Raw genomic sequence first — 21,056 nt, 5'->3', positions numbered from 1 at the left:
ATCAGCGTCCGCCGCTGACGTCCAGCAACGCGCCTGTGGTATAGCTGGCGTGCTCACTGGCGAGCCAAAGTATGGCTTCGGCAACTTCCTCGGCTTGCCCGCCGCGCCCCATCGGCACACTTGCCTTGACCCGCTCGACACGATCCGGCTCGCCCCCGGCGGTGTGGATATCGGTATGGATCACGCCCGGGCGCACCGCATTGACCCTGATGCCTTCGCTGGCGACCTCTTTGGCCAGGCCCAGGGTCATGCTGTCGATGGCGCCCTTGGCGGCCGCGTAGTCGATGTATTCGCCTGGTGCGCCGAGGCGGGCGGCCACCGAGGACAGGTTGACGATGGCGCCGCCCCTGCCGCCATGGCGCGTCGACATCCGCTTGATCGCCTCGCGTGCGCACAGGAAGCTGCCGATCACGTTGGTGCCGAGCACGCGCATCCAGCGAGCGGCATCCATCTGCTCCAGACGCATCTGTTGTTCGAGCATGCCGGCGTTGTTGACCAGTACATCGAGGCGGCCGAACTCGCGATCAATCATCTCGAACATCTGCACCACCTGACCCTCGTCGGCGACATCAGCCTTGACCGTGATTGCCGATACGCCCGCAGTGCGGACCTGTTCGAGCACCTGTTTCACCGCGTCTTCGCGTTGGTGATAGTTGAGGCATAGCGCGTAGCCCTGGTGGGCTGCAAGCCGGGCGGTGGCGGCGCCGATACCACGACTGGCACCCGTGATCAGCATGACTCTGGACATGGTGTTACCTCTCGTTGGCAGGCTCATTTTTCTGCGCCTTGAAATCTGCAGAACGGTTCCTATCTAGAGATCAGCGGGATGCCGAAGGCGGGTCCCGCCTGTTTCAACTCGCTGATTTCAGGAGGTTTATCATGAGTTCGTTCCCCATGGCCCCTCTGTTCCGGCAATCCGTGGGCTTTGATCGTTTCAATGACCTGTTCGAGTCCGCCCTGCGTAACGACACCGGCAGCTCGTATCCACCCTATAACATCGAGAAACACGGTGACGACCAGTATCGAATCGTGGTCGCAGCCGCCGGCTTCGAGGAGTCCGACCTCGATCTGCAGGTCGAGCGCAGCGTGCTGACCATCAGTGGCGGGCGGCGCGAAAGCGAGGCCGAGAATGTCACCTATCTGCATCAGGGCATCGCTCAGCGGGCGTTCAAGTTGTCGTTCCGGCTAGCCGACCACATCGAGGTGAAAGGCGCTGCGCTGAACAGTGGCCTGCTCAACATCGACCTGGTGCGCGTGGTGCCGGAAGAGGCCAAGCCCAAACGCATCCCGATCAATGCCGATCAGCGGCCCGCGCTGGAGGGTTGATCTGCAAAGAAGAGAAGGGCGCCATAGGGCGCCCTTTCTCGTAGTTGTCTCGTCTGGTCAGTCACCGCGTTCAGCATCCAGCAGTGTCATGAACGCCCTGGCCGCATTGGACAGGGTGCGCTCCCGGTGCAGGATGTAGCCGAGTTGCCGGTTCAGCTGAATGCCTGGCAGAGGCAGGCTGACTACCTGTTCGTCGAGCATGCTGCGCGGTAACACGCTCCAGGCAATCCCGATGGAGACCATCATCTTGATGGTCTCCATATAGTTGGTGCTCATGGTGATATTCGGCGTCAGGCCCTCACGCTCGAACAGCCGCTGGGCGATGTGGTGAGTGAAGGTGTTGCCGCCGGGGAATACCGCTGGATGGCCGGCGATATCCGCGAGGGTGATATCTGCCTTGGCGGCCAGCGGATGTTCCGGTGCGACGACGAAATCCAGTGGATCGTCCCAGACCTTTACCGCCAGCACCGGCTCGGCGGTCTGTGGCGCCAGGGTGATCACCGCCAGCTCGGCACGGCCGTGCAGTACCTCGTCATAGGCCACTTCCGAGTCGAGAAAGCGGATATCCAGGCTGACCTGCGGATGGGCGCGGGTAAAGGCGCGCAACAGCGGTGGTAGTCGATGCAGGCCGATGTGATGACTGGTCGCCAGGCTCAGTCGTCCGCCGATATCGCCGTTGAGGTTGGTCAGGGCGCGGCGGGTGTCGTCCAGTACATTCAGGATCTGATAGGCGCGGGGCAGCAGGGCGCGGCCGGCCTCGGTGAGACTGATCTCGCGGCCCAGTCGATCGAACAACCGCACGTCCAGCTGCGCTTCCAGCGCGGCGATGCGCTTGCTAACCGCGGGTTGGGTCAGGTGCAGCCGTTCGGCAGCCAGCGAGAAGCTGTGGGTTTCCGCGACAGCGATAAAGGCGTTGAGGTTGGCGAGGTCCATGAAAGTCTTCCGGTGCAGTGAATTCCAAACAGGAATGCATTGGATGAAAAATATGAATTTGAGTAATTCAACGCAAGCCCCTAGCATCGTCCCCATAAGCGCAAGGGCTATTCGCCCCGCATAGAAAGCAGATGAGGAAAAGTCCGATGGCCGGCAAGACGCTCTACGACAAGCTCTGGGAAATGCACGAGGTGAAACGTCGCGACGATGGTTCGTCGCTGATCTACATCGATCGTCACATCCTCCACGAAGTGACCTCGCCGCAGGCCTTCGAAGGGCTGCGTCTGGCCAATCGCAAGCCATGGCGCATCGACGCCAATATCGCCACGCCGGACCACAACGTGCCGACCACCAAGGGCGAGCGTCAGGGCGGCCTGGAAGCCATCGCCGACGAGGTCTCGCGCATCCAGGTGCAGACGCTGGACGAGAACTGCGACGATTTCGGCATCCTCGAATTCAAGATGAACGACGTGCGTCAGGGCATCGTCCACGTCATCGGCCCGGAGCAGGGCGCGACACTGCCCGGCATGACCGTGGTTTGCGGTGATTCGCATACCTCCACCCACGGCGCCTTCGGCGCGCTGGCCCACGGCATCGGCACCTCCGAGGTCGAGCATGTGCTCGCCACCCAGTGCCTGGTCGCCAAGAAGATGAAGAACATGCAGGTCCGCGTCGAAGGCAAGTTGCCGTTCGGCGTCACCGCGAAGGACATCGTGCTGGCGGTGATCGGCAAGATCGGCACCGCTGGCGGTAACGGCCATGCCCTGGAATTCGCCGGCAGCGCGATTCGCGATCTGTCCATGGAAGGGCGCATGACCATCTGCAACATGGCCATCGAGGCGGGCGCCCGCGTGGGCATGGTCGCCGTGGACGAGAAGACCATCGCCTACGTCGAAGGGCGGCCTTACGCCCCGAAGGGCGCGGATTGGGACAAGGCCGTGAAGCTGTGGCAGGACTTGGTTTCCGACGACGACGCGGTGTTCGACACCATCGTTGAACTCAAGGCCGAGGACATCAAGCCGCAGGTCAGCTGGGGCACTTCGCCGGAGATGGTACTGGCTGTCGATCAGAACGTGCCGGACCCGGCCGTAGAGGCCGACCCGGTGAAGAAGGATTCCATCACCCGCGCGCTGAAGTACATGGGCTTGCAGGCCAATCAGGCCATTACCGACATTCGTCTGGATCGCGTGTTCATCGGTTCGTGCACCAACTCGCGGATCGAGGATCTGCGCGCCGCAGCTGAAGTCGCCAAGGGGCGGAAGGTCGCCGCGAGCGTCAAGCAGGCGCTGGTGGTGCCGGGCTCGGGCCTGGTCAAGCAGCAGGCCGAGGCAGAAGGACTGGACAAGATCTTCATCGAGGCCGGCTTCGAATGGCGTGAGCCGGGTTGCTCCATGTGCCTGGCGATGAACCCGGACAAGCTTGGCAGCGGCGAGCATTGCGCCTCGACCTCCAACCGCAACTTCGAAGGCCGCCAGGGTGCGGGCGGGCGTACCCACCTGGTCAGCCCGGCGATGGCTGCTGCCGCAGCGGTTACCGGCCACTTCATCGACGTACGCGAATTGATCCAGGCCTGAGGAGACCAGACATGAAAGCCTTTACCCAACACACCGGCCTGGTCTGCCCACTCGATCGCGCCAATGTCGACACCGACCAGATCATTCCGAAGCAATTCTTGAAGTCGATCAAGCGCACCGGCTTCGGCCCCAACCTGTTCGACGAGTGGCGCTATCTGGATGTCGGTCAGCCGAACCAGGATTGCTCGCAGCGTCCGCTGAACAAGGACTTCGTGCTGAACTTCCCGCGTTATCAGGGCGCCAGCGTATTGCTGGCCCGCGAGAACTTCGGCTGTGGCTCCTCCCGTGAGCATGCGCCGTGGGCGCTGGACGAATACGGCTTCCGCGCCATCATCGCGCCGAGCTTCGCCGACATCTTCTACAACAACAGCTTCAAGAACGGCCTGTTGCCGATCGTGCTGAAAGAAGAGGAGGTGGACGAGCTGTTCCAGCAGGCCGAGGCGACCGAAGGCTACCAGCTGACCGTCGATCTGGCTGCGCAGACCGTTACCCGTCCGGACGGCAAGCAATACGGCTTCGAGGTCGATGCCTTCCGCAAGCACTGCCTGCTCAATGGTCTGGACGATATCGGCCTGACCCTGCAGGACGCCGAGGCCATCAAGGCCTTCGAATCTCGCCACCAGCAGAGCCAGCCTTGGTTGTTCGGCGCGATCAAGTAGTCTGTACGACAAGCAGGGTGGGGTTCGGTCTCATCCTGCGAAAAGATCCTCGCAATGGCGCCCCGACTGCTCGGCGCCATCTGGCAACGCAAAAAAGCCGAGGCTGGTGCCGAACAAAAAACCAGGTGGGCTCAGCCCATCGGTACGCCCTGCCTCGATGTGACCTCTTATAAGGAATAGGAAATGTCCAAACAGATTCTGGTTCTCCCCGGCGATGGCATCGGCCCGGAAATCATGGCCGAGGCGGTCAAGGTGCTGCAGCTGGCCAGTGACAAGTTCGATCTGGGCTTCGAGCTGAGCTATGACGAGCTGGGCGGCGCGGCCGTCGACAAGTACGGTGTGCCGCTGGCCGACGATACGCTGGAGCGTGCCCGCGCCGCTGACGCCATTCTGCTGGGCGCGGTCGGCGGGCCCAAGTGGGACACCATCGATCCGGCCATCCGTCCGGAGCGTGGTCTGCTGAAGATCCGTTCCCAGTTGGGCCTGTTCGGCAACCTGCGTCCGGCGCTGCTCTATCCGCAGTTGGCCGATGCCTCGTCGCTCAAGCCCGAAATCGTCGCCGGTCTGGATATCCTGATCGTGCGCGAGCTGACCGGTGGCATCTACTTCGGCCAGCCGCGCGAGAGCAAGGTGCTGGAGAACGGCGAGCGCATGGCGTACGACACGCTGCCGTACAGCGAGAGCGAAATCCGCCGCATCGCCAAGGTCGGTTTCGACATGGCCATGGTGCGCAACAAGAAGCTCTGCTCGGTGGACAAGGCGAACGTGCTGGCTTCCAGTCAGCTGTGGCGCGCGGTCGTCGAGGAAGTCGCCAAGGACTACCCGGAAGTCGAACTGAGCCATATGTATGTCGATAACGCGGCCATGCAGCTGGTGCGCGCGCCGAAGCAGTTCGACGTAATCGTCACCGACAACATGTTCGGCGACATCCTGTCGGACGAGGCCTCCATGCTCACCGGCTCGATCGGCATGCTGCCGTCCGCCTCGCTGGATGCCGGCAACAAAGGCATGTACGAACCGTGTCATGGCTCGGCACCGGACATCGCCGGCAAAGGTATCGCCAACCCGTTGGCGACCATTCTTTCCGTTTCGATGATGCTGCGTTACAGCTTCAACCAGATCGCGGCGGCCGATGCCATCGAACAGGCGGTAAGCGATGTGCTCGATCAGGGCCTGCGAACTGGCGACATCTGGTCCGAAGGTTGTAACAAAGTCGGTACTCAGGCGATGGGTGATGCAGTAGTCGCGGCCCTCGCGAAGTTGTAATCTTTCGGCCCGCCTTAATCTGCGCGGGCCACTTTTTCTATAGGTGTAGTTGCGATGAAACGTGTAGGTCTGATCGGTTGGCGCGGTATGGTCGGTTCCGTGCTCATGCAGCGGATGCTGGAAGAGCGGGACTTCGACCTGATCGAGCCTGTGTTCTTCACCACCTCCAACGTTGGCGGCCAAGGCCCCGATATTGGCAAGGAAACCGCTGCGCTGAAGGACGCCTACAGCATCGACGAGCTGAAAGGTCTCGATGTGATCCTGACCTGCCAGGGCGGCGACTACACCAACGAAGTCTTCCCCAAGCTGCGCGAAGCCGGCTGGCAGGGCTACTGGATCGACGCCGCCTCTTCCTTGCGCATGCAGGACGATGCCGTGATCGTGCTTGACCCGGTGAACCGCCGCGTGATCGACCAGCAGCTGGACGCCGGGACCAAGAACTATATCGGTGGTAACTGCACTGTCAGCCTTGCACTGATGGGCTTGGGCGGCCTGTTCGAGGCCGGCCTGGTGGAGTGGATGAGCGCCATGACTTATCAGGCGGCGTCCGGTGCCGGCGCGCAGAACATGCGCGAGCTGATCAAGCAGATGGGTGCCATCAATGCGGCAGTGGCCGACGACCTGCTCAATCCCGCCAGCGCCATTCTCGACATCGACCGCAAGGTGGCCGAAACCCAGCGAAGCGAGGCCTTCCCGGTCGACAATTTCGGCGTGCCGCTGGCCGGCAGCCTGATCCCCTACATCGACAAGGAGCTGCCGAACGGGCAGAGCCGCGAGGAGTGGAAGGCACAGGCCGAAACCAACAAGATCCTCGGTCGCTTCAAGAACCCGATTCCGGTCGATGGCATCTGCGTACGTGTCGGGGCCATGCGCTGCCACAGTCAGGCGCTGACCATCAAGCTGAACAAGGATGTGCCGATCTCCGACATCGAGGGGCTGATCAGCCAGCACAACCCCTGGGTCAAGCTGGTGCCCAATCATCGCGACGCCAGCATGCGGGAGCTGAGCCCGGCGGCAGTGACCGGCACGCTGAGCGTTCCGGTCGGGCGCCTGCGCAAGCTGAACATGGGCTCGCATTATCTGGGCGCGTTCACCGTCGGCGATCAGCTTCTGTGGGGTGCCGCCGAGCCTTTGCGCCGCATGTTGCGTATCCTGCTGGAACGTTGATGAGCATTGCTTGAAGTGCCGAAACGCCGCGATTCGTCGCGGCGTTTTCGTCTGCGCAGCGCGCCGCTCGGCGGCGCTGCTTGCAGCGATCAGCCATTTCGCTACAGTGCCCGTCCTGATGCATGGAGAAGATGATGCCCTCGCTTGTCGGAGTTGCGGTTGTAGGAGCGGTCAGCCTGGTAGGTGAGGCCCTGGTCGAAGTGCTCGAAGAGCGTGGATTTCCACTTTCCGAGCTGCACTTGCTGGATAGCGGCGAGGGTATCGGCCACAGCGTGCCGTTCAAGGGACGTAACCTGCGCACCGGCGATGCGGATCGGTTCGATTTCACTCGCGTGCAATTGGTGTTTCTCGTCGGAGCGAGCGATATGGCCGCTCGATGCCGAGTCAGCGCGAAGGCCGCTGGATGCAGAGTCATCGATCTGTCCGCTACGGTCGCGGTCGAGCAGCAGCCTTGTCTGGTGCCGGAGGTCAATGGTGGCCGAGTCGAGGCGATCTCCGATTGCCGCTGCTTCAGCAGCCCGCTGCCGGAGTCGGTCGCGCTCGCGATTGCGTTGGCACCTATCCAGCAGCAGTTGGATCTGCAGCGAGTTACGGTTACGGCTTGCCTGCCGGTCTCCAGTCGCGGTAGTGCGGGTGTCAAAGAGCTTGCGCGCCAGACCAGCGAGCTGTTGAACGCGAGGCCGCTCGAACCGCGGGTATTTGGTCGGCAAATGGCTTTCAATATGCTCGCCCAGGTCGAGGAGCTTGACGGCGCCGGGCATGCCGATCAGGAGCGACGTGTGGCAGCAGAGCTTCGGCAGCTGCTGGATCTTCCGAAATTGCGGGTTGCCGCAACCTTCATCCAGGTGCCGGTTTTCTTTGGCGAGAGTCTGGTGGTTTCTCTGCTGGGTGGCGCCGAAGCCGACATGCAATCGTTGACGGCAGCACTGGACGCGGCGCCCGGCATCGAGCTGGTCGAGGCTGGTGACTATCCGACCGCGGTCGAGGATGCCGTGGGGCAGGACGTCATTCATGTCGGCCGGGTCCGCCAAGGCACCAGCGACCCGCGTGAAGTCAATTTGTGGATTGTGTCTGATAACGTGCGAAAAGGCGCGGCACTGAATGCTGTGCAGTCCGGTGAGTTGTTGATAAAAGACTATCTGTAAAAGATACTTACTGGAAATTCAAAGAATATTTCTAGCCGATGCGCTGAACGGCTTATCGCTGAAGGGGAGCCACCGTAAGGTGGCGCGGGCAGTGAAATAAGACCCTCTCGTAGTTCGAGAAAAAGATAAACAAGGGATTAAATAATGGTTCGGGTTCGCAATCTGGTGCTGGCAATCGCGGCTGCTACCGCGCTGACTACAGAAATGGCCCATGCGCTTGGGTTGGGAGAGGTCACGCTTCAGTCGTCTTTGAATCAACCGCTGATCGCCGAAATCGAGCTGCTCGATGCCAAAAACCTGGCACCGGGAGAGGTGATTCCGGTTCTCGCCTCGCTTGAGGAATTCAATCGTGCCGGTATTGATCGCCAGTACTTTCTGACCGACCTGAAGTTCACGCCCGTACTGCGTCCAAACGGAAAAAGTGTCATCCAGGTTTCGTCGAGCAAGCCGGTACGCGAGCCATATCTCAATTTTCTCGTAGAGGTCCTCTGGCCTAACGGTCGCCTGCTGCGCGAGTACACGCTGCTGCTGGACCCTCCGCTTTATTCGCCTGAAACTGCTGCCGCTGCTGCGCCGCAGTTGCCTATTTCTGCCCCTGCTCGTGCCGTCGAGCCCGTTCGCACCGCACCGCCTCGTCCGGCAGCCGCACCTGCGGCGCCCGCTACTGGTGTTTCCGTGGCGGCGCCAGCGCAGTCCGGTAGCGAATACAAGGTATCGGCTCGCGATACGCTGTGGGATATCGCGGAGCGTAATCGTCGTAACGGCACGGTCCATCAGACCATGCTGGCGATCCAGGATCTGAACCCCGATGCCTTCATCGGCGGCAATATCAATCGAATGAAGAGCGGGCAAGTGCTTCGTCTGCCTGATGCAGAGCAGATATCCCGCCGTTCGCAAGCTGAAGCGATCACCCAGGTCGCCGAGCAGAACGCTGCCTGGCGTCAGAGCCGAGGAGGCGCTGTAGCAGGTGCTCGTCAACTGGATGCGACCCGTCGCACCGAGGCCGGTGCTGCGCCCTCCCGTAGCGACTCCGGAGACAACCTCCGTCTTGTGGCTGCTGACGCCGGGAAGTCGACGGCAGGATCCGAAACCGGCTCTGCCGATGGTGGTAAGGCTCTTCGTGACAAGCTTGCGGTAACTCAGGAAAGCCTCGATTCCAGCCGGCGTGAGAATGACGAGCTGAAAGATCGGTTGAATGATCTGCAAGGACAGCTGGAAAAACTGCAGCGGCTCATGCAGCTCAAAGATGATCAGCTGGCCAAACTGCAGGCGCAGCTCGGTGCGGAAGGGCAGGTTCCGGCCGCGTCCGGTGCCGAGAATGCCGGTCAGGCTGAGCCGTCTGCTGGCGCGCCGTCTGAAGGCGGTGCCGCCAACGAAAGCGCCGCACCTGATGAGCCGTCGGCTGGCTCGGGCACAGGTCAGCAAGACTCTGCGCCAGTCGCCGCGCCTGCCCCCGCTGAGCGTCCTGCGGCGGCGCAGCCGGCCGCCAAGCCCGCCGCGCCGGCCAGACCGGTCGCCCCCGCGGTAGAGCCTGAGCCTCGCGGGCTGATCGACGACCTGCTTTCGAACACCCTGCTGCTCGGCGTGGTCGGCGGTAGCGCACTGTTGCTGCTGCTGTTGGGGCTCATGGCCTTGTCACGTCGTAACGCGATGAAGGAAGCCGAACTGCAGGAAAGCCTGCTGGCTGAAGAGGCCGTCGAAGACCTGCGCGTCGGAACGCCTGCTTTCGTCGATATCGGACAGGAGCATCCAGAGCCCGCCCCCTTTTCCGGCTCCGCCAGCACTGCGTCGGACGAGCTGACGTCTACCACTGGGGATGCCTTGGCCGAGGCTGACATCTATATCGCATATGGCCGCTTCAATCAGGCTGCCGAACTCTTGCAGAACGCACTCAATGACGAGCCGCACCGACGCGACCTGCGCCTGAAGCTCATGGAGGTCTACGCAGAGCTTGGCAATCGCGATGGTTTCGCTCGTGAAGAAAGCGAACTGCGCGAAATCGGCGGGGCTGCCGGCGAAGTCGAGCAGCTCAAGCAGAAGTACCCAGCCATGGCCGCTGCGCTGGCAGGTTCGGCAGTTGCGGCTGCGGCTGCTCATAAGAATGTGGATAGCCTCAGTCTTGATGACCTGCAGCTTGACGAGCCTGTTGCGCCGGCTGCAGGGCAGGATCTGGATGATGCCTTCGACCTCAGCCTGGATGATCTGGATATCGATCTGAATAACGAGCGTCCTACGGCGGTACCGGCTGACGACTCGCTGAACTTCGATGACCTGATGCTGGATGAGACTCCTGTCGAGCGGAACGAGTCGCCAGCTACAAGTGACTTCTCTTTCGAACTCGATCAGGGCGAAAGCCTGCAGGAAACTTCGCAGGAGAATATCTCCGACTTCTCCTTCGATCTCGAGGCTGAGAAAAGCACGCCGGCCGATAGCGGGTTTTCGCTGACTCTCGACGACGAGCCGACCGAAGCACCCACGGCTTTCGATGGTGACGATCTCGATTTCGAACTGGCCGAGCCGGTCAACACGAACACGCCTGAGCAGCTGCCAGAAGATTTCGATATCTCCCTGGACGAGCCTGAGGTGGAAGCGCAACCCCAGAGTTTTGCCGAGCAGTTGAATGTGGTCGAAGCTGAGCTGGATGATCTGTCCAATGATCTGAGCGAACCAACCACAGTGCCGGCTGCGACGAGCGCTGCAGGCGGTGCGGACGATGACTTCGACTTCTTCTCCGATACCGATGAGACCACCACCAAGCTGGATCTTGCCCGCGCTTACATCGACATGGGGGATGCCGAAGGTGCTCGCGATATTCTGGACGAAGTGATTTCCGAGGGCAGCGACGTGCAACAGCAAGAGGCGCGCGAGATGCTCGCCAAACTAGCCTGATCATGAACCAAGCAGTACCCGAAACGGCAGCCGAAATGGCTGCCGTCGGCGTTTCCAGAATAGCTCTCGGTGTCGAGTACAAAGGATCCCGTTATCGCGGGTTCCAACGCCAGCGCGCCGGTGTGCCTTCCATTCAGGAGTCGCTGGAGAATGCCTTGACCAGAGTCGCCGGCGGGCATCCCGTTACGCTCAGTTGCGCCGGCAGAACCGATGCGCTGGTGCATGCCAGCGGCCAGGTGGTGCATTTCGACACCCCGGTAGAACGGAGCATGCACGCCTGGGTAATGGGGGCGAACATGAACCTGCCGCCCGATATCAGCGTGACCTGGGCCAAGAAGATGCCCCCGCATTTTGATGCGCGTTTCAGTGCAATGGCTCGTCGTTACCGCTATGTGATCTATAACGATCAGATTCGGCCGGCGCATATGGCGGAAGAGGTCACCTGGAACCATCGCCCGCTGGATATCGAGCGGATGCGTGCCGCCGCGGCAGCGTTGGTTGGCACGCACGATTTCAGTGCGTTTCGTGCTCGACAGTGTCAGGCCAAGTCGCCGATCAAGACCATTCATCATCTCGAGTTGCTCCAGTTCGGACGGCTCATCGTGATCGACGTACGCGCGAACGCATTCCTTCATCACATGGTGCGTAATTTTGCCGGTGTGCTGATGACCATCGGGGCAGGCGAAAGGCCGGTGGAGTGGGCTGCGCAAGTGCTGGAGTCGCGAGTTCGCCGCACAGGCGGCGTAACTGCTCATCCCTATGGCCTTTATCTGGTCGAGGTCGATTATCCGGCAGAGTTCGAACTACCTGAACGCTACCTCGGTCCGCATTTTCTTTCCGGCTTGCCAGATGTGCGGCGCTGATGGGAGAGGGCTCCGCAGCATTCGCTTGCAGCTGGCAGGTCTTTTGTTACCATCCGGTTTCCCTGTTGATAGGTAAGCTCCTTTGCTAGTCGTTCGCAGCAAGATTTGCGGCATAACCCGGGTTGAAGATGCGCTGATCGCAGCCAAAGCCGGCGCCGATGCCATTGGGCTGGTTTTCTATGGCAAAAGCCCGCGTGCGGTCAGCCTGCAGCGGGCGCGCGAGATCGTTGCCGCGTTGCCCCCATTCGTCACAACCGTAGGTCTGTTCGTGAACGCCAGTCGCTGTGAAATCAACGAGATTCTCGACGCCGTTCCGCTGGATATGCTGCAGTTCCATGGCGATGAATCGCCGGCACAGTGCGAAGGGTTCCACCGGCCGTGGTACAAGGCGTTGAGAGTAGGCGGCGGAGAGGATATAGCCGCGCAGGTGGCGCTCTATGCCAACGCCAGTGGCGTTCTCCTCGATACCTTTGTCGCCGGCGTTCCTGGAGGCACAGGAGAGTGCTTCGATTGGTCGTTGATTCCGCCGAACTTGTCCAAGCCGCTGATTCTGGCAGGAGGGTTGACGGCGGATAACGTCGAACAGGCCATTGCCCAGGTTCGACCGTACGCGGTGGATATCAGCGGTGGGGTGGAGGCGAGCAAGGGCATCAAGGATGCCGTCAAGGTTGAAACCTTTGTCAGGCGTGTGCGCTCGGTCATGTGACGCCTGACCAGCCGGGGCCGTCCAGTAACGAGTCGCCGGTGGACCGGCACCGTTTCGCTGATTCATCTCCCCTCGGGCGGTAATCAGGTTTTTGCGGCTGCGCCTCCAGGCGCGTCCGATAAGCGATCAGGAGAGCAGCAAGCCTCCGATCGCAAAACGATCAATCTGCCTGCAGCGCGTGTGCGCTCGGGACTGAAGCTTTGGAGAACAAGAGCATGAGCAACTGGCTGGTAGACAAACTGATCCCTTCGATCATGCGCTCGGAGACGCAGAAGAGTTCGGTACCCGAAGGCCTCTGGCACAAATGCCCCTCCTGCGAGGCGGTACTGTACCGCCCCGAGCTGGAGAAGACCCTCGATGTATGCCCCAAGTGCCAGCATCACATGCGCATCGATGCGCGTACCCGACTCGACATCTTCCTCGATGCCGACGGCCGCGAAGAGATCGCTGCGGAGCTTGAGCCGGTCGACCGTCTGAAGTTCCGCGACAGCAAGAAGTATAAGGATCGTCTGTCTGCAGCGCAGAAGCAGACGGGGGAGAAGGACGCTCTGATCGCCATGAGCGGCAAGGTCCTCAACGTTCCGGTAGTGGCTTGCGCATTCGAGTTTTCCTTTATGGGCGGCTCCATGGGTGCAATCGTGGGCGAGCGCTTCGTGCGTGCCGCTAACGTCGCTCTGGAAAAGCGCTGCCCGCTGGTGTGCTTCTCCGCCTCGGGCGGCGCACGCATGCAGGAGGCGCTGATCTCGCTGATGCAGATGGCCAAGACCTCCGCGGTCCTGGCACGCATGCGCGAGGAAGGCTTGCCGTTCATTTCCGTGCTGACCGATCCGGTCTACGGCGGCGTTTCCGCCAGCCTGGCGATGCTTGGTGACGTGATCGTAGCGGAGCCTAAGGCCCTGATCGGCTTCGCGGGTCCGCGAGTAATCGAGCAGACTGTGCGCGAGAAACTGCCGGAAGGCTTCCAGCGCAGCGAGTTTCTGCTTGAACACGGTGCGATCGATCTGATCATTCCCCGTGCCGAGTTGCGTAGCCGCCTCGCTCGCCTCTTGGCCCAGATGCAGAAACTGCCGACGCCGGTAGAGACATCTCAGGTAACGGCCAAGGCATGACCAGCCGGAGCCTGGCCGACTGGCTCGCCTACCTGGAACAGTTGCACCCGACCGCCATCGACATGGGCCTCGATAGGGTGCGCGCGGTGGCGGCCAGGATGGCCATGACACGGCCGGCCCCTCTGGTGGTCACGGTCACTGGCACTAACGGCAAGGGCTCCACCTGTGCCTTCATCGCCTCGTTGCTGAATGCTCAGGGGCTGAAAGTTGGCAGCTACAGCTCCCCCCACCTGTTGCGCTACAACGAGCGTGTCCTGCTGAGTGGTCGTGAAGCGAGCGACGCAGAGCTTTGCGAAGCGTTTGCCGTGGTCGAAGCGGCTCGTGGCGAGATTTCCCTTACCTATTTCGAAATGGGCACGCTGGCGGCGTTCTGGCTGTTCGAGCGTGCCGGGCTGGATGCCGTAGTGTTGGAGGTGGGGCTCGGCGGGCGGCTGGATGCCGTCAATATCGTCGATGCCGATCTGGCCGTGATCACCAACATCGGCCTGGATCATGCCGACTGGCTGGGCAATAGCCGCGAGAGCGTCGCGTACGAGAAGGCCGGTATCCTCCGCGAGGGCAAGCCCGCGCTCTGTGGTGACCTGGATCCACCACAGCCATTGCTGGACCACGCCAATTCACTGAGTGCCCCCCTGCTGCTGCGCGGGCGAGATTTCGATCTGGCGATGGGGGCAGGGGATTGGCATTGGCGGGGTGTCGACGCCGCTGGAGCGCCGCTGGAACTACACGGCTTGCCGCTGCTCACCTTGCCAATGGAGAACGCGGCGTTAGCGTTGCAGGCCTACGCAATGCTCGGTCTGCCGTGGGACCCGGCAAGGCTGGCCCGCGCGCTTCTGCAGACACGGGTCGTGGGGCGTCTCGATAGCCGACAGGTCGTCTGGAATGGTCGGCGGATTGCGCTGTTGCTGGACGTTGGCCATAACCCGCATGCAGCAGCTTTTCTCGCGCAACGTCTCGAACAACGGCCTGTCGCTGGGACAAGACTGGCGGTCTTCGGGTTGCTGGCAGACAAAGACCTGGCGGGCGTGCTCGATGCCCTGGTGCCATCGATTTCGGATTGGGCGGTGGCCCCGTTGCCTACGCCGCGGACGCAATCGGCTACACAGTTGGCTGCCGCGCTGCTTGAGCGCGGAGCATCGGTCAGCGAGTATGCAACTATCGAGCAAGCACTCGAGGCTCAGTGCGCCAGGGCGGAATCGGTCGACGAGATACTGGTTTTCGGTTCGTTCTACTGCGTGGCCGCGGCACTTGAGTGGCTGGAACAACAGGTAGGGGATGGTGGACATGGCACTGCTGGATAAAGGATTGCTGCAACGCATGGTCGGCGCGCTGGTGCTTATTGCGATCGCGGTCATATTCGTGCCGATGCTGTTCAATCGGCAGGACGACCTGCGGCATGTCACCGTTGATGCGCCCAGCATTCCAGCTGCACCAGTGGTGGCGGAGATCGAAATGGAGCCGGTCGACGTTCCGGAACCGCAGTCCGTACCCGAAGGCTTCGAGATCATCGAAGAAGGCGCCGAGCCGGACGCCGCGCCGCCTGCCGTCGCATCGGCTCCAGCACCCATCGAGCCCGTCGCGCCTGTCGCGCCGACAGCCTCCGCGCCAGCGACGCCCGAGCAGCCAGCACCAGCGAAGACCGAGCCACCGGTTGCGGAGCCGCGGCTCGACAACAATAACCTGCCTGTCAGCTGGTCGATTCAGCTGGCCAGCCTGTCGAATCGGGCCAGCGCGGAGAGTCTGCAGCAGACGTTGCGCTCCCAGGGCTACAACGCCTACATCCGCACGGCGGACGGCATGAATCGTGTGTTTGTCGGGCCGCTCGTGGAGCGCAGCGAAGCGAACAGGCTTCGCGATGTGTTGCAGCGCCAGCAGAAGCTGGACGGTTTCGTGGTGCGCTTCAAACCTGAAGGAAGCTGACTCGCTGAGCGGCTGGTCAGGCAGCGGGTGGCCAGCCGCAGTTGTCCTCTCATCGCCGGGTCACTGGCGCGTACCCCTGGCGCTTGCGCTCTGCTAAAATGCGCCGCCTTTTCCTCCTTGCAGAAAACATCGTGGCATTCACCTGGGTCGATTGGGCCATCATCGCCGTCATTGCCGTTTCCAGCCTGATCAGCCTGAAGCGCGGCTTCGTCAAGGAGGCGCTTTCGCTGCTGACCTGGATCATCGCTGGCGTGGTTGCCTGGATGTTTGGTGGTGCGTTGTCCCACCACCTCGCTGAGTACATCAGCACACCGTCGGCCCAGGTGATCGCGGCCTGCGCGCTGTTGTTCGTGGCGACCCTGCTGGTCGGAGCGCTGGTGAATTTTCTGATCGGCGAGCTGATCAGGGTGACCGGTCTGTCGGGGACCGATCGGTTCCTCGGCATGGTATTCGGTGCCGCACGCGGTGGCCTCTTGATTGTGGTGCTCGCCGGCTTACTGAGCCTCGGACCGGTGGAGCAGGACCTGTGGTGGCGCGAATCGGCATTGTTGCCACACTTTCTCCTGATCGCCGATTGGTCGAAGAACCTGATTCTCGGATTCAGCGGGCAATGGTTCGCTGGGTCGCTCAACCCGCCGGGTTGATGTCTTTCGTTTACGGATGCTCGGCCTGCCGCGGTATCCGGTCTGCCTGTAATAACTGAGAGGTTCCTTGCATGTGTGGCATTGTCGGCATCGTCGGTAAGTCGAACGTCAATCAGGCGCTGTATGACGCGCTTACCGTACTGCAGCACCGCGGCCAGGACGCAGCCGGTATCGTGACCAGCCACGATGGGCGGCTGTTTCTGCGCAAGGACAACGGCCTGGTGCGCGATGTGTTCCAGCAACGCCACATGCAGCGCCTGGTCGGCAACATGGGCATCGGTCATATCCGCTATCCCACGGCTGGTAGTTCGAGCTCGGCCGAAGCGCAGCCGTTCTATGTGAACTCGCCGTACGGCATCACGCTTGCGCATAACGGCAACCTGACCAACGTCGACCAGCTGACCAAGGAAATCTACGAGTCGGACCTGCGCCACGTGAACACCAGCTCCGACTCGGAGGTGCTGCTCAACGTGTTCGCCCACGAACTGGCCGTGCGCGGCAAGCTGCAGCCGACCGAAGAGGACGTCTTCGCCGCCGTCAGCAAGGTCCACGAGCGTTGCCGCGGTGGCTACGCCGTGGTGGCGATGGTGACCGGTTATGGCATCGTCGGGTTCCGCGACCCGAATGCAATTCGCCCGATCGTTTTCGGCCAGCGCCACACCGACGAAGGCGTCGAGTACATGATCGCTTCGGAAAGCGTGTCGCTCGATGTGCTCGGCTTCACCCTGATTCGCGACCTGGCGCCTGGCGAGGCGGTGTACATCACAACCGACGGCAAGCTGTTCACCCGTCAGTGCGCCGATGCACCGAAGCTTGCGCCCTGCATCTTCGAGTACGTCTACCTGGCGCGTTCCGACTCCCTGATGGACGGGGTTTCGGTGTACAAGGCTCGTCTGCGCATGGGCGAGAAGTTGGCCGACAAGATTCTGCGCGAGCGTCCGGACCATGACATCGATGTGGTCATCCCGATTCCGGATACCAGCCGCACCGCGGCGCTGGAGCTGGCCAATCGGCTCGGTGTGAAGTTCCGCGAAGGCTTCGTCAAGAATCGCTACATCGGCCGCACCTTCATCATGCCCGGGCAGGCGGCGCGCAAGAAGTCGGTGCGCCAGAAGCTCAATGCCATCGATCTGGAGTTTCGTGGCAAGAACGTCATGCTGGTGGATGATTCCATCGTGCGCGGCACCACCTGCAAGCAGATCATCCAGATGGCTCGCGAAGCCGGCGCGAAGAACGTCTACTTCTGTTCGGCGGCGCCGGCGGTGCGTTACCCCAACGTCTATGGCATCGACATGCCCAGCGCCCACGAGCTGATCGCCCACAACCGCACCACCGAGGAGGTGGCCGAGCTGATCGGGGCCGACTGGTTGGTCTATCAGGATCTCGAGGATCTGATCGATGCGGTGGGTGGCGGCAAGGTGAAGATCGAGAACTTCGATTGCGCGGTGTTCGACGGTAACTACATCACCGGCGACATCGACGAGGCCTATCTGCACAAGATCGAACAGGCGCGCAATGACCTGAGCAAGGCCAAGACCAATGCCGTCAGCGCGATCATCGATCTGTACAACAACTGATTCATGCCGGCACGCCAAGCGGTGCCGGCTGAGGTAAGACTATGACCATCGAATGGGAAGCCGGACGGCTGGATAGCGAGCTCGACGGGGTCGGCCTCGACACCCTGGCCGTGCGCGCTGGTCAGCGCCGTACGCCGGAAGCCGAGCATGGCGAGCCGCTGTTCTTCACGTCCAGCTACGTGTTCCGCAGCGCCGCCGATGCGGCCGCGCGTTTTGCCGGTGATGTACCGGGCAATGTCTATTCGCGCTATACCAACCCGACAGTGCGGGCCTTCGAAGAGCGTATCGCTGCGCTGGAAGGTGCCGAGCAGGCGGTCGCCACTGCCTCAGGAATGGCAGCGATCCTCGCCACGGTGATGAGCCTGTGTTCGGCGGGCGACCATGTGCTGGTATCGCGCAGCGTGTTCGGGGCCACCGTCTCGCTGTTCGAGAAGTACTTCAAGCGCTTCGGGGTGCAGGTCGATTACGTCCCGCTCACCGACTTCGCCGCATGGGAATCGGCGTTCAAGGAAAACACCAAGCTGGTATTCGTCGAATCGCCGTCCAATCCGCTGGCTGAGCTGGTGGACATCGCCGCGCTGGCGCACCTCTGCCACGGCAAGGGCGCCATGCTGGCGGTGGACAACTGTTTCTGCACGCCGGTGCTGCAGCAGCCGCTGAAACTGGGGGCCGATATCGTCATCCACTCGGCGACCAAGTACATCGACGGCCAGGGCCGCTGCCTTGGCGGTGTGGTTGCCGGGCGCAGCGAGCAGATGAAGGAAATCGTCGGCTTCCTGCGTACCGCCGGGCCGACGCTCAGCCCATTCAATGCCTGGGTGTTTCTCAAGGGGCTGGAAACCCTGCGCCTGCGCATGCAAGCTCATTGTGCCAGCGCTCAGATACTGGCCGAATGGCTGGAACAGCAGCCGGGCGTCGAGCGGGTGTTCTACGCTGGCCTGCCGAGCCATCCGCAGCACGAGCTGGCCAAGCGGCAGCAGAAGGGCTTCGGCGCGGTGCTGAGTTTCGAGGTGGTCGGAGGGAAGGAGGGCGCCTGGCGTTTCATCGACGCCACCCGGCTGATTTCGATCACCGCCAACCTGGGCGACAGCAAGACCACCATCACCCATCCCGGCTCGACCACCCATGGTCGACTTTCGGCCGAGGATCGCGCGACGGCGGGCATCCGCGATAGCCTGATCCGCGTCGCGGTTGGGCTGGAAGATGTCGACGATCTCAAGGCCGATCTGGCCCGCGGATTGGCCGCGCTCTGAGCCAATGATTTCTCAGCGGCAGCCGTTGGGCTTCCGCTGAGGGTTGTCTCATCTCCCGCAGGAGCGTTCAACGTTACCAGGCATCGTCGTTACTGACGTAGGTCGATGGCCGGCGCAGGCTCGCCTCGACCATCGAACAGCTGGGTGGGGTTGGCCGGAAGGATGGTCGGACTGGCCGAATCGGTCTCGATCACCCGGATGTCGCTGTACTTCTTCCCCGAAAGCGCGGCAAGGCCGGCGCGATCGCGAATAACCGTGGGCCGCAGGAACACCATCAGGTTGCGCTTGATGTGGGTTTCCTGGGTCGAGCGGAACAGCCCTCCAAGCAGTGGGATGTCCCCAAGCAGCGGCACCTTGGAATTGGTGCGGGTGACATCGTCCTGAATCAGGCCGCCAAGCACGATGACCTGGCCATCCTCGGCGAGGATGGTGCTTTTGATTGCGCGCTTGTTGGTCACCAGGTCGACCGCCTGGGCGGTCAGGCTGGCGCTGGGGGCGATGGAGGAAATCTCCTGCTCGATCTGCAGGCGCAGGGTCGCGCCTTCGTTGATGTGTGGCGTGACCTTCAGCGTGACGCCGATATCCTGGCGCTCGATGGTGGTGAAGGGGTTGTTAGCGCCCGCCGCGTCGGTGGTGTACGAGCCGGTCTGGAACGGGACGTTCTGGCCGACAAGGATTTCCGCTTCCTGGTTGTCCAGGGTCAGCAGGCTCGGCGTCGAGAGCAGATTGCTCTTGCTGTTGGACGACAGTGCAGTGATCAGCGCGCCGAAACTGCGCGTGCCGACGCCGATGATGGCGCCGTCGGGCAGGTTGTTGGGAATTTCATTTTCGTTGATCGCATTGAGCACGCTGCCGACGGAAATGCCGGTGTTGCCGAAATTGACCCCGCCCGCGCCACCCGTGCTGCCGCGCGCATCGATGGCCCACTGCACGCCCAGGGCATCGGTAATGTCACCGGACACCTCGACGATTGCCGCCTCGACCATGACCTGGGCGCGTGGAATGTCCAGCTGTCGGACGATGCTTTCCATGGTGCCGATCAGCTCCGGGTCGGCGAGCAGTACCAGTGCGTTCAGGCTCTCATCGGCACGGATGAGGATGTTCTGTGGGCGGCTGGTGGTGGCTTCGCCGCCTTCGGGGCTCTTCAGACCTTCCGATATGTCGCCCAGGGTCTCGGCCAGGGACTTGGCGTCGTTGTGGCGCAGCCGGATGACGCGCGTGTTGGCCGAACGGGTGGTGGGTGTGTCGAGGGTCTGCGCGAGCGCCGCGAGCTTGCTGCGCGCCTCGCTGGGGCCGATGAAGATCAGGCGGTTGGTGCGTGAGTCGGCGATGATCTGCACGCCAGCAGTGGACTTCGCTTCGCCGCGTACCAGTGAGTTGCGCAGGACCTCGGCTATGTCCACCGCCCAGCCGTGCTGCAGGTTCAGCACGCCGTAATCGTTGCTTTCAGCTCGGTCGAGCTGGCGCACCAGATCCTGGATACGAGCGATGTTGGCGCTGCGGTCGCTGATGATCAGTGCGTTTGCCGAAGATACGGCCGCGAGGTGACCGTACTGCGGCACCAGGGGGCGGATCAGTGGAATGAGTTCCGCAGCTGAGGTGTGCTGCACCTGGATGACCCGTGTTTCCAGCTGATCGCCACCGCTCGGGCCGCTGCCGGCCTCGGCCTTGGCTTCGGCATTGGGCACTACCCGTGCGACATCACCCTGGGTGAGCACGCTGAATCCATGGGTGGCCATGACGGAGAGGAAGAGCTGATACACCTCGCTCAGCGACAGCGTGGCGTTGGACACCACGCTGACCTGGCCCTTCACGCGCGGATCGACGATGAACGTCTGGCCGCTGAGCTGGCTGATCTGATCGATGAAGGCGCGTATGTCGGCGTCCTTGAGATTGATCGTCCAGCCATCTTGGCGAGTATTGCTGGGCTCGATGCCGGGTTCGGCGGCCAGCAGGGGCAGGGGGGCGGCCAGCAGGCTGGTGGCGATTAGGGCAAGCAACGGGCGCGAAAAAGGCTTCGACATC

The 21,056-nt window shown here is 62.1% G+C and carries 18 protein-coding genes; 15 read left to right on the top strand and 3 right to left on the bottom strand.

Annotated features, from left to right (window positions below):
- Nucleotide 1: 1 nt before the first annotated feature.
- Complete coding sequence (locus VF716_RS06740) at nucleotides 2-748, bottom strand: SDR family oxidoreductase (RefSeq protein WP_239330576.1); 747 nt, start codon at nucleotides 746-748, stop codon at nucleotides 2-4.
- Nucleotides 749-879: 131 nt separating this feature from the next.
- Here VF716_RS06740 and VF716_RS06735 point away from each other — a divergent pair, with 131 nt between their 5' ends.
- On the top strand, nucleotides 880-1,326 hold the full coding sequence (locus VF716_RS06735) for an Hsp20 family protein (RefSeq protein ID WP_013982514.1): 447 nt from the start codon (nucleotides 880-882) through the stop codon (nucleotides 1,324-1,326).
- Between the two features lie 57 nt (nucleotides 1,327-1,383).
- Here VF716_RS06735 and VF716_RS06730 read toward each other — a convergent pair whose 3' ends face one another.
- On the bottom strand, nucleotides 1,384-2,259 hold the full coding sequence (locus VF716_RS06730; protein ID WP_125460468.1) for a LysR family transcriptional regulator: 876 nt from the start codon (nucleotides 2,257-2,259) through the stop codon (nucleotides 1,384-1,386).
- 146 nt (nucleotides 2,260-2,405) lie between these two features.
- Here VF716_RS06730 and leuC point away from each other — a divergent pair, with 146 nt between their 5' ends.
- From leuC to VF716_RS06660, 14 genes are all read left to right on the top strand, one after another.
- Nucleotides 2,406-3,833 (top strand): 3-isopropylmalate dehydratase large subunit, encoded by a 1,428-nt coding sequence (gene leuC / locus VF716_RS06725; protein ID WP_440552323.1) that lies wholly within the window; start codon nucleotides 2,406-2,408, stop codon nucleotides 3,831-3,833.
- Nucleotides 3,834-3,844: 11 nt separating this feature from the next.
- Nucleotides 3,845-4,492 (top strand): 3-isopropylmalate dehydratase small subunit, encoded by a 648-nt coding sequence (gene leuD, locus VF716_RS06720; RefSeq protein ID WP_079328721.1) that lies wholly within the window; start codon nucleotides 3,845-3,847, stop codon nucleotides 4,490-4,492.
- Nucleotides 4,493-4,675: 183 nt separating this feature from the next.
- Nucleotides 4,676-5,758 (top strand): 3-isopropylmalate dehydrogenase, encoded by a 1,083-nt coding sequence (gene leuB / locus VF716_RS06715; protein ID WP_011912927.1) that lies wholly within the window; start codon nucleotides 4,676-4,678, stop codon nucleotides 5,756-5,758.
- A gap of 54 nt (nucleotides 5,759-5,812) precedes the next feature.
- Nucleotides 5,813-6,925: an aspartate-semialdehyde dehydrogenase gene (gene asd, locus VF716_RS06710; RefSeq protein ID WP_011912928.1), complete on the top strand. Its 1,113-nt coding sequence runs from the start codon at nucleotides 5,813-5,815 to the stop codon at nucleotides 6,923-6,925.
- A 134-nt stretch (nucleotides 6,926-7,059) separates the two neighbouring features.
- Complete coding sequence (locus tag VF716_RS06705) at nucleotides 7,060-8,070, top strand: aspartate-semialdehyde dehydrogenase (protein ID WP_011912929.1); 1,011 nt, start codon at nucleotides 7,060-7,062, stop codon at nucleotides 8,068-8,070.
- Nucleotides 8,071-8,214: 144 nt separating this feature from the next.
- Nucleotides 8,215-10,959: a FimV/HubP family polar landmark protein gene (locus VF716_RS06700; protein WP_011912930.1), complete on the top strand. Its 2,745-nt coding sequence runs from the start codon at nucleotides 8,215-8,217 to the stop codon at nucleotides 10,957-10,959.
- A 2-nt stretch (nucleotides 10,960-10,961) separates the two neighbouring features.
- Nucleotides 10,962-11,822: a tRNA pseudouridine(38-40) synthase TruA gene (truA, locus tag VF716_RS06695; RefSeq protein ID WP_011912931.1), complete on the top strand. Its 861-nt coding sequence runs from the start codon at nucleotides 10,962-10,964 to the stop codon at nucleotides 11,820-11,822.
- A gap of 82 nt (nucleotides 11,823-11,904) precedes the next feature.
- Nucleotides 11,905-12,528 carry a phosphoribosylanthranilate isomerase gene (locus VF716_RS06690; protein ID WP_440552320.1) on the top strand — a complete coding sequence of 208 codons (624 nt, stop codon included), beginning with the start codon at nucleotides 11,905-11,907 and terminating at the stop codon, nucleotides 12,526-12,528.
- Between the two features lie 215 nt (nucleotides 12,529-12,743).
- Complete coding sequence (gene accD / locus VF716_RS06685) at nucleotides 12,744-13,637, top strand: acetyl-CoA carboxylase, carboxyltransferase subunit beta (RefSeq protein ID WP_017245300.1); 894 nt, start codon at nucleotides 12,744-12,746, stop codon at nucleotides 13,635-13,637.
- Nucleotides 13,634-14,938 (top strand): bifunctional tetrahydrofolate synthase/dihydrofolate synthase, encoded by a 1,305-nt coding sequence (gene folC, locus VF716_RS06680; protein ID WP_041755454.1) that lies wholly within the window; start codon nucleotides 13,634-13,636, stop codon nucleotides 14,936-14,938. The genes accD and folC overlap by 4 nt, the downstream gene beginning before the upstream one ends.
- Nucleotides 14,913-15,557, top strand: coding sequence for an SPOR domain-containing protein (locus VF716_RS06675; protein WP_013982528.1), 645 nt, complete (start codon nucleotides 14,913-14,915; stop codon nucleotides 15,555-15,557). The genes folC and VF716_RS06675 overlap by 26 nt, the downstream gene beginning before the upstream one ends.
- Nucleotides 15,558-15,655: 98 nt before the next feature.
- Complete coding sequence (locus VF716_RS06670) at nucleotides 15,656-16,201, top strand: CvpA family protein (protein WP_017245303.1); 546 nt, start codon at nucleotides 15,656-15,658, stop codon at nucleotides 16,199-16,201.
- Between the two features lie 71 nt (nucleotides 16,202-16,272).
- Nucleotides 16,273-17,778, top strand: a complete 1,506-nt coding sequence (gene purF / locus VF716_RS06665; RefSeq protein WP_011912937.1) for an amidophosphoribosyltransferase — start codon at nucleotides 16,273-16,275, stop codon at nucleotides 17,776-17,778.
- 41 nt (nucleotides 17,779-17,819) lie between these two features.
- Nucleotides 17,820-19,031: an O-succinylhomoserine sulfhydrylase gene (locus VF716_RS06660; RefSeq protein WP_014596456.1), complete on the top strand. Its 1,212-nt coding sequence runs from the start codon at nucleotides 17,820-17,822 to the stop codon at nucleotides 19,029-19,031.
- An 89-nt stretch (nucleotides 19,032-19,120) separates the two neighbouring features.
- On the opposite strand, the gene gspD is transcribed toward VF716_RS06660, so the two are convergent.
- Nucleotides 19,121-21,055: a type II secretion system secretin GspD gene (gene gspD, locus VF716_RS06655; protein WP_011912939.1), complete on the bottom strand. Its 1,935-nt coding sequence runs from the start codon at nucleotides 21,053-21,055 to the stop codon at nucleotides 19,121-19,123.
- Nucleotide 21,056 lies beyond the last annotated feature (1 nt).

Origin of the sequence: Stutzerimonas sp. Brlt_14, from assembly GCF_051948915.1 — a bacterium.
In the GTDB taxonomy this organism is placed as follows: Bacteria; Pseudomonadota; Gammaproteobacteria; order Pseudomonadales; family Pseudomonadaceae; genus Stutzerimonas; species Stutzerimonas stutzeri.
This window is presented reverse-complemented; position numbering and strand designations above follow the sequence as displayed.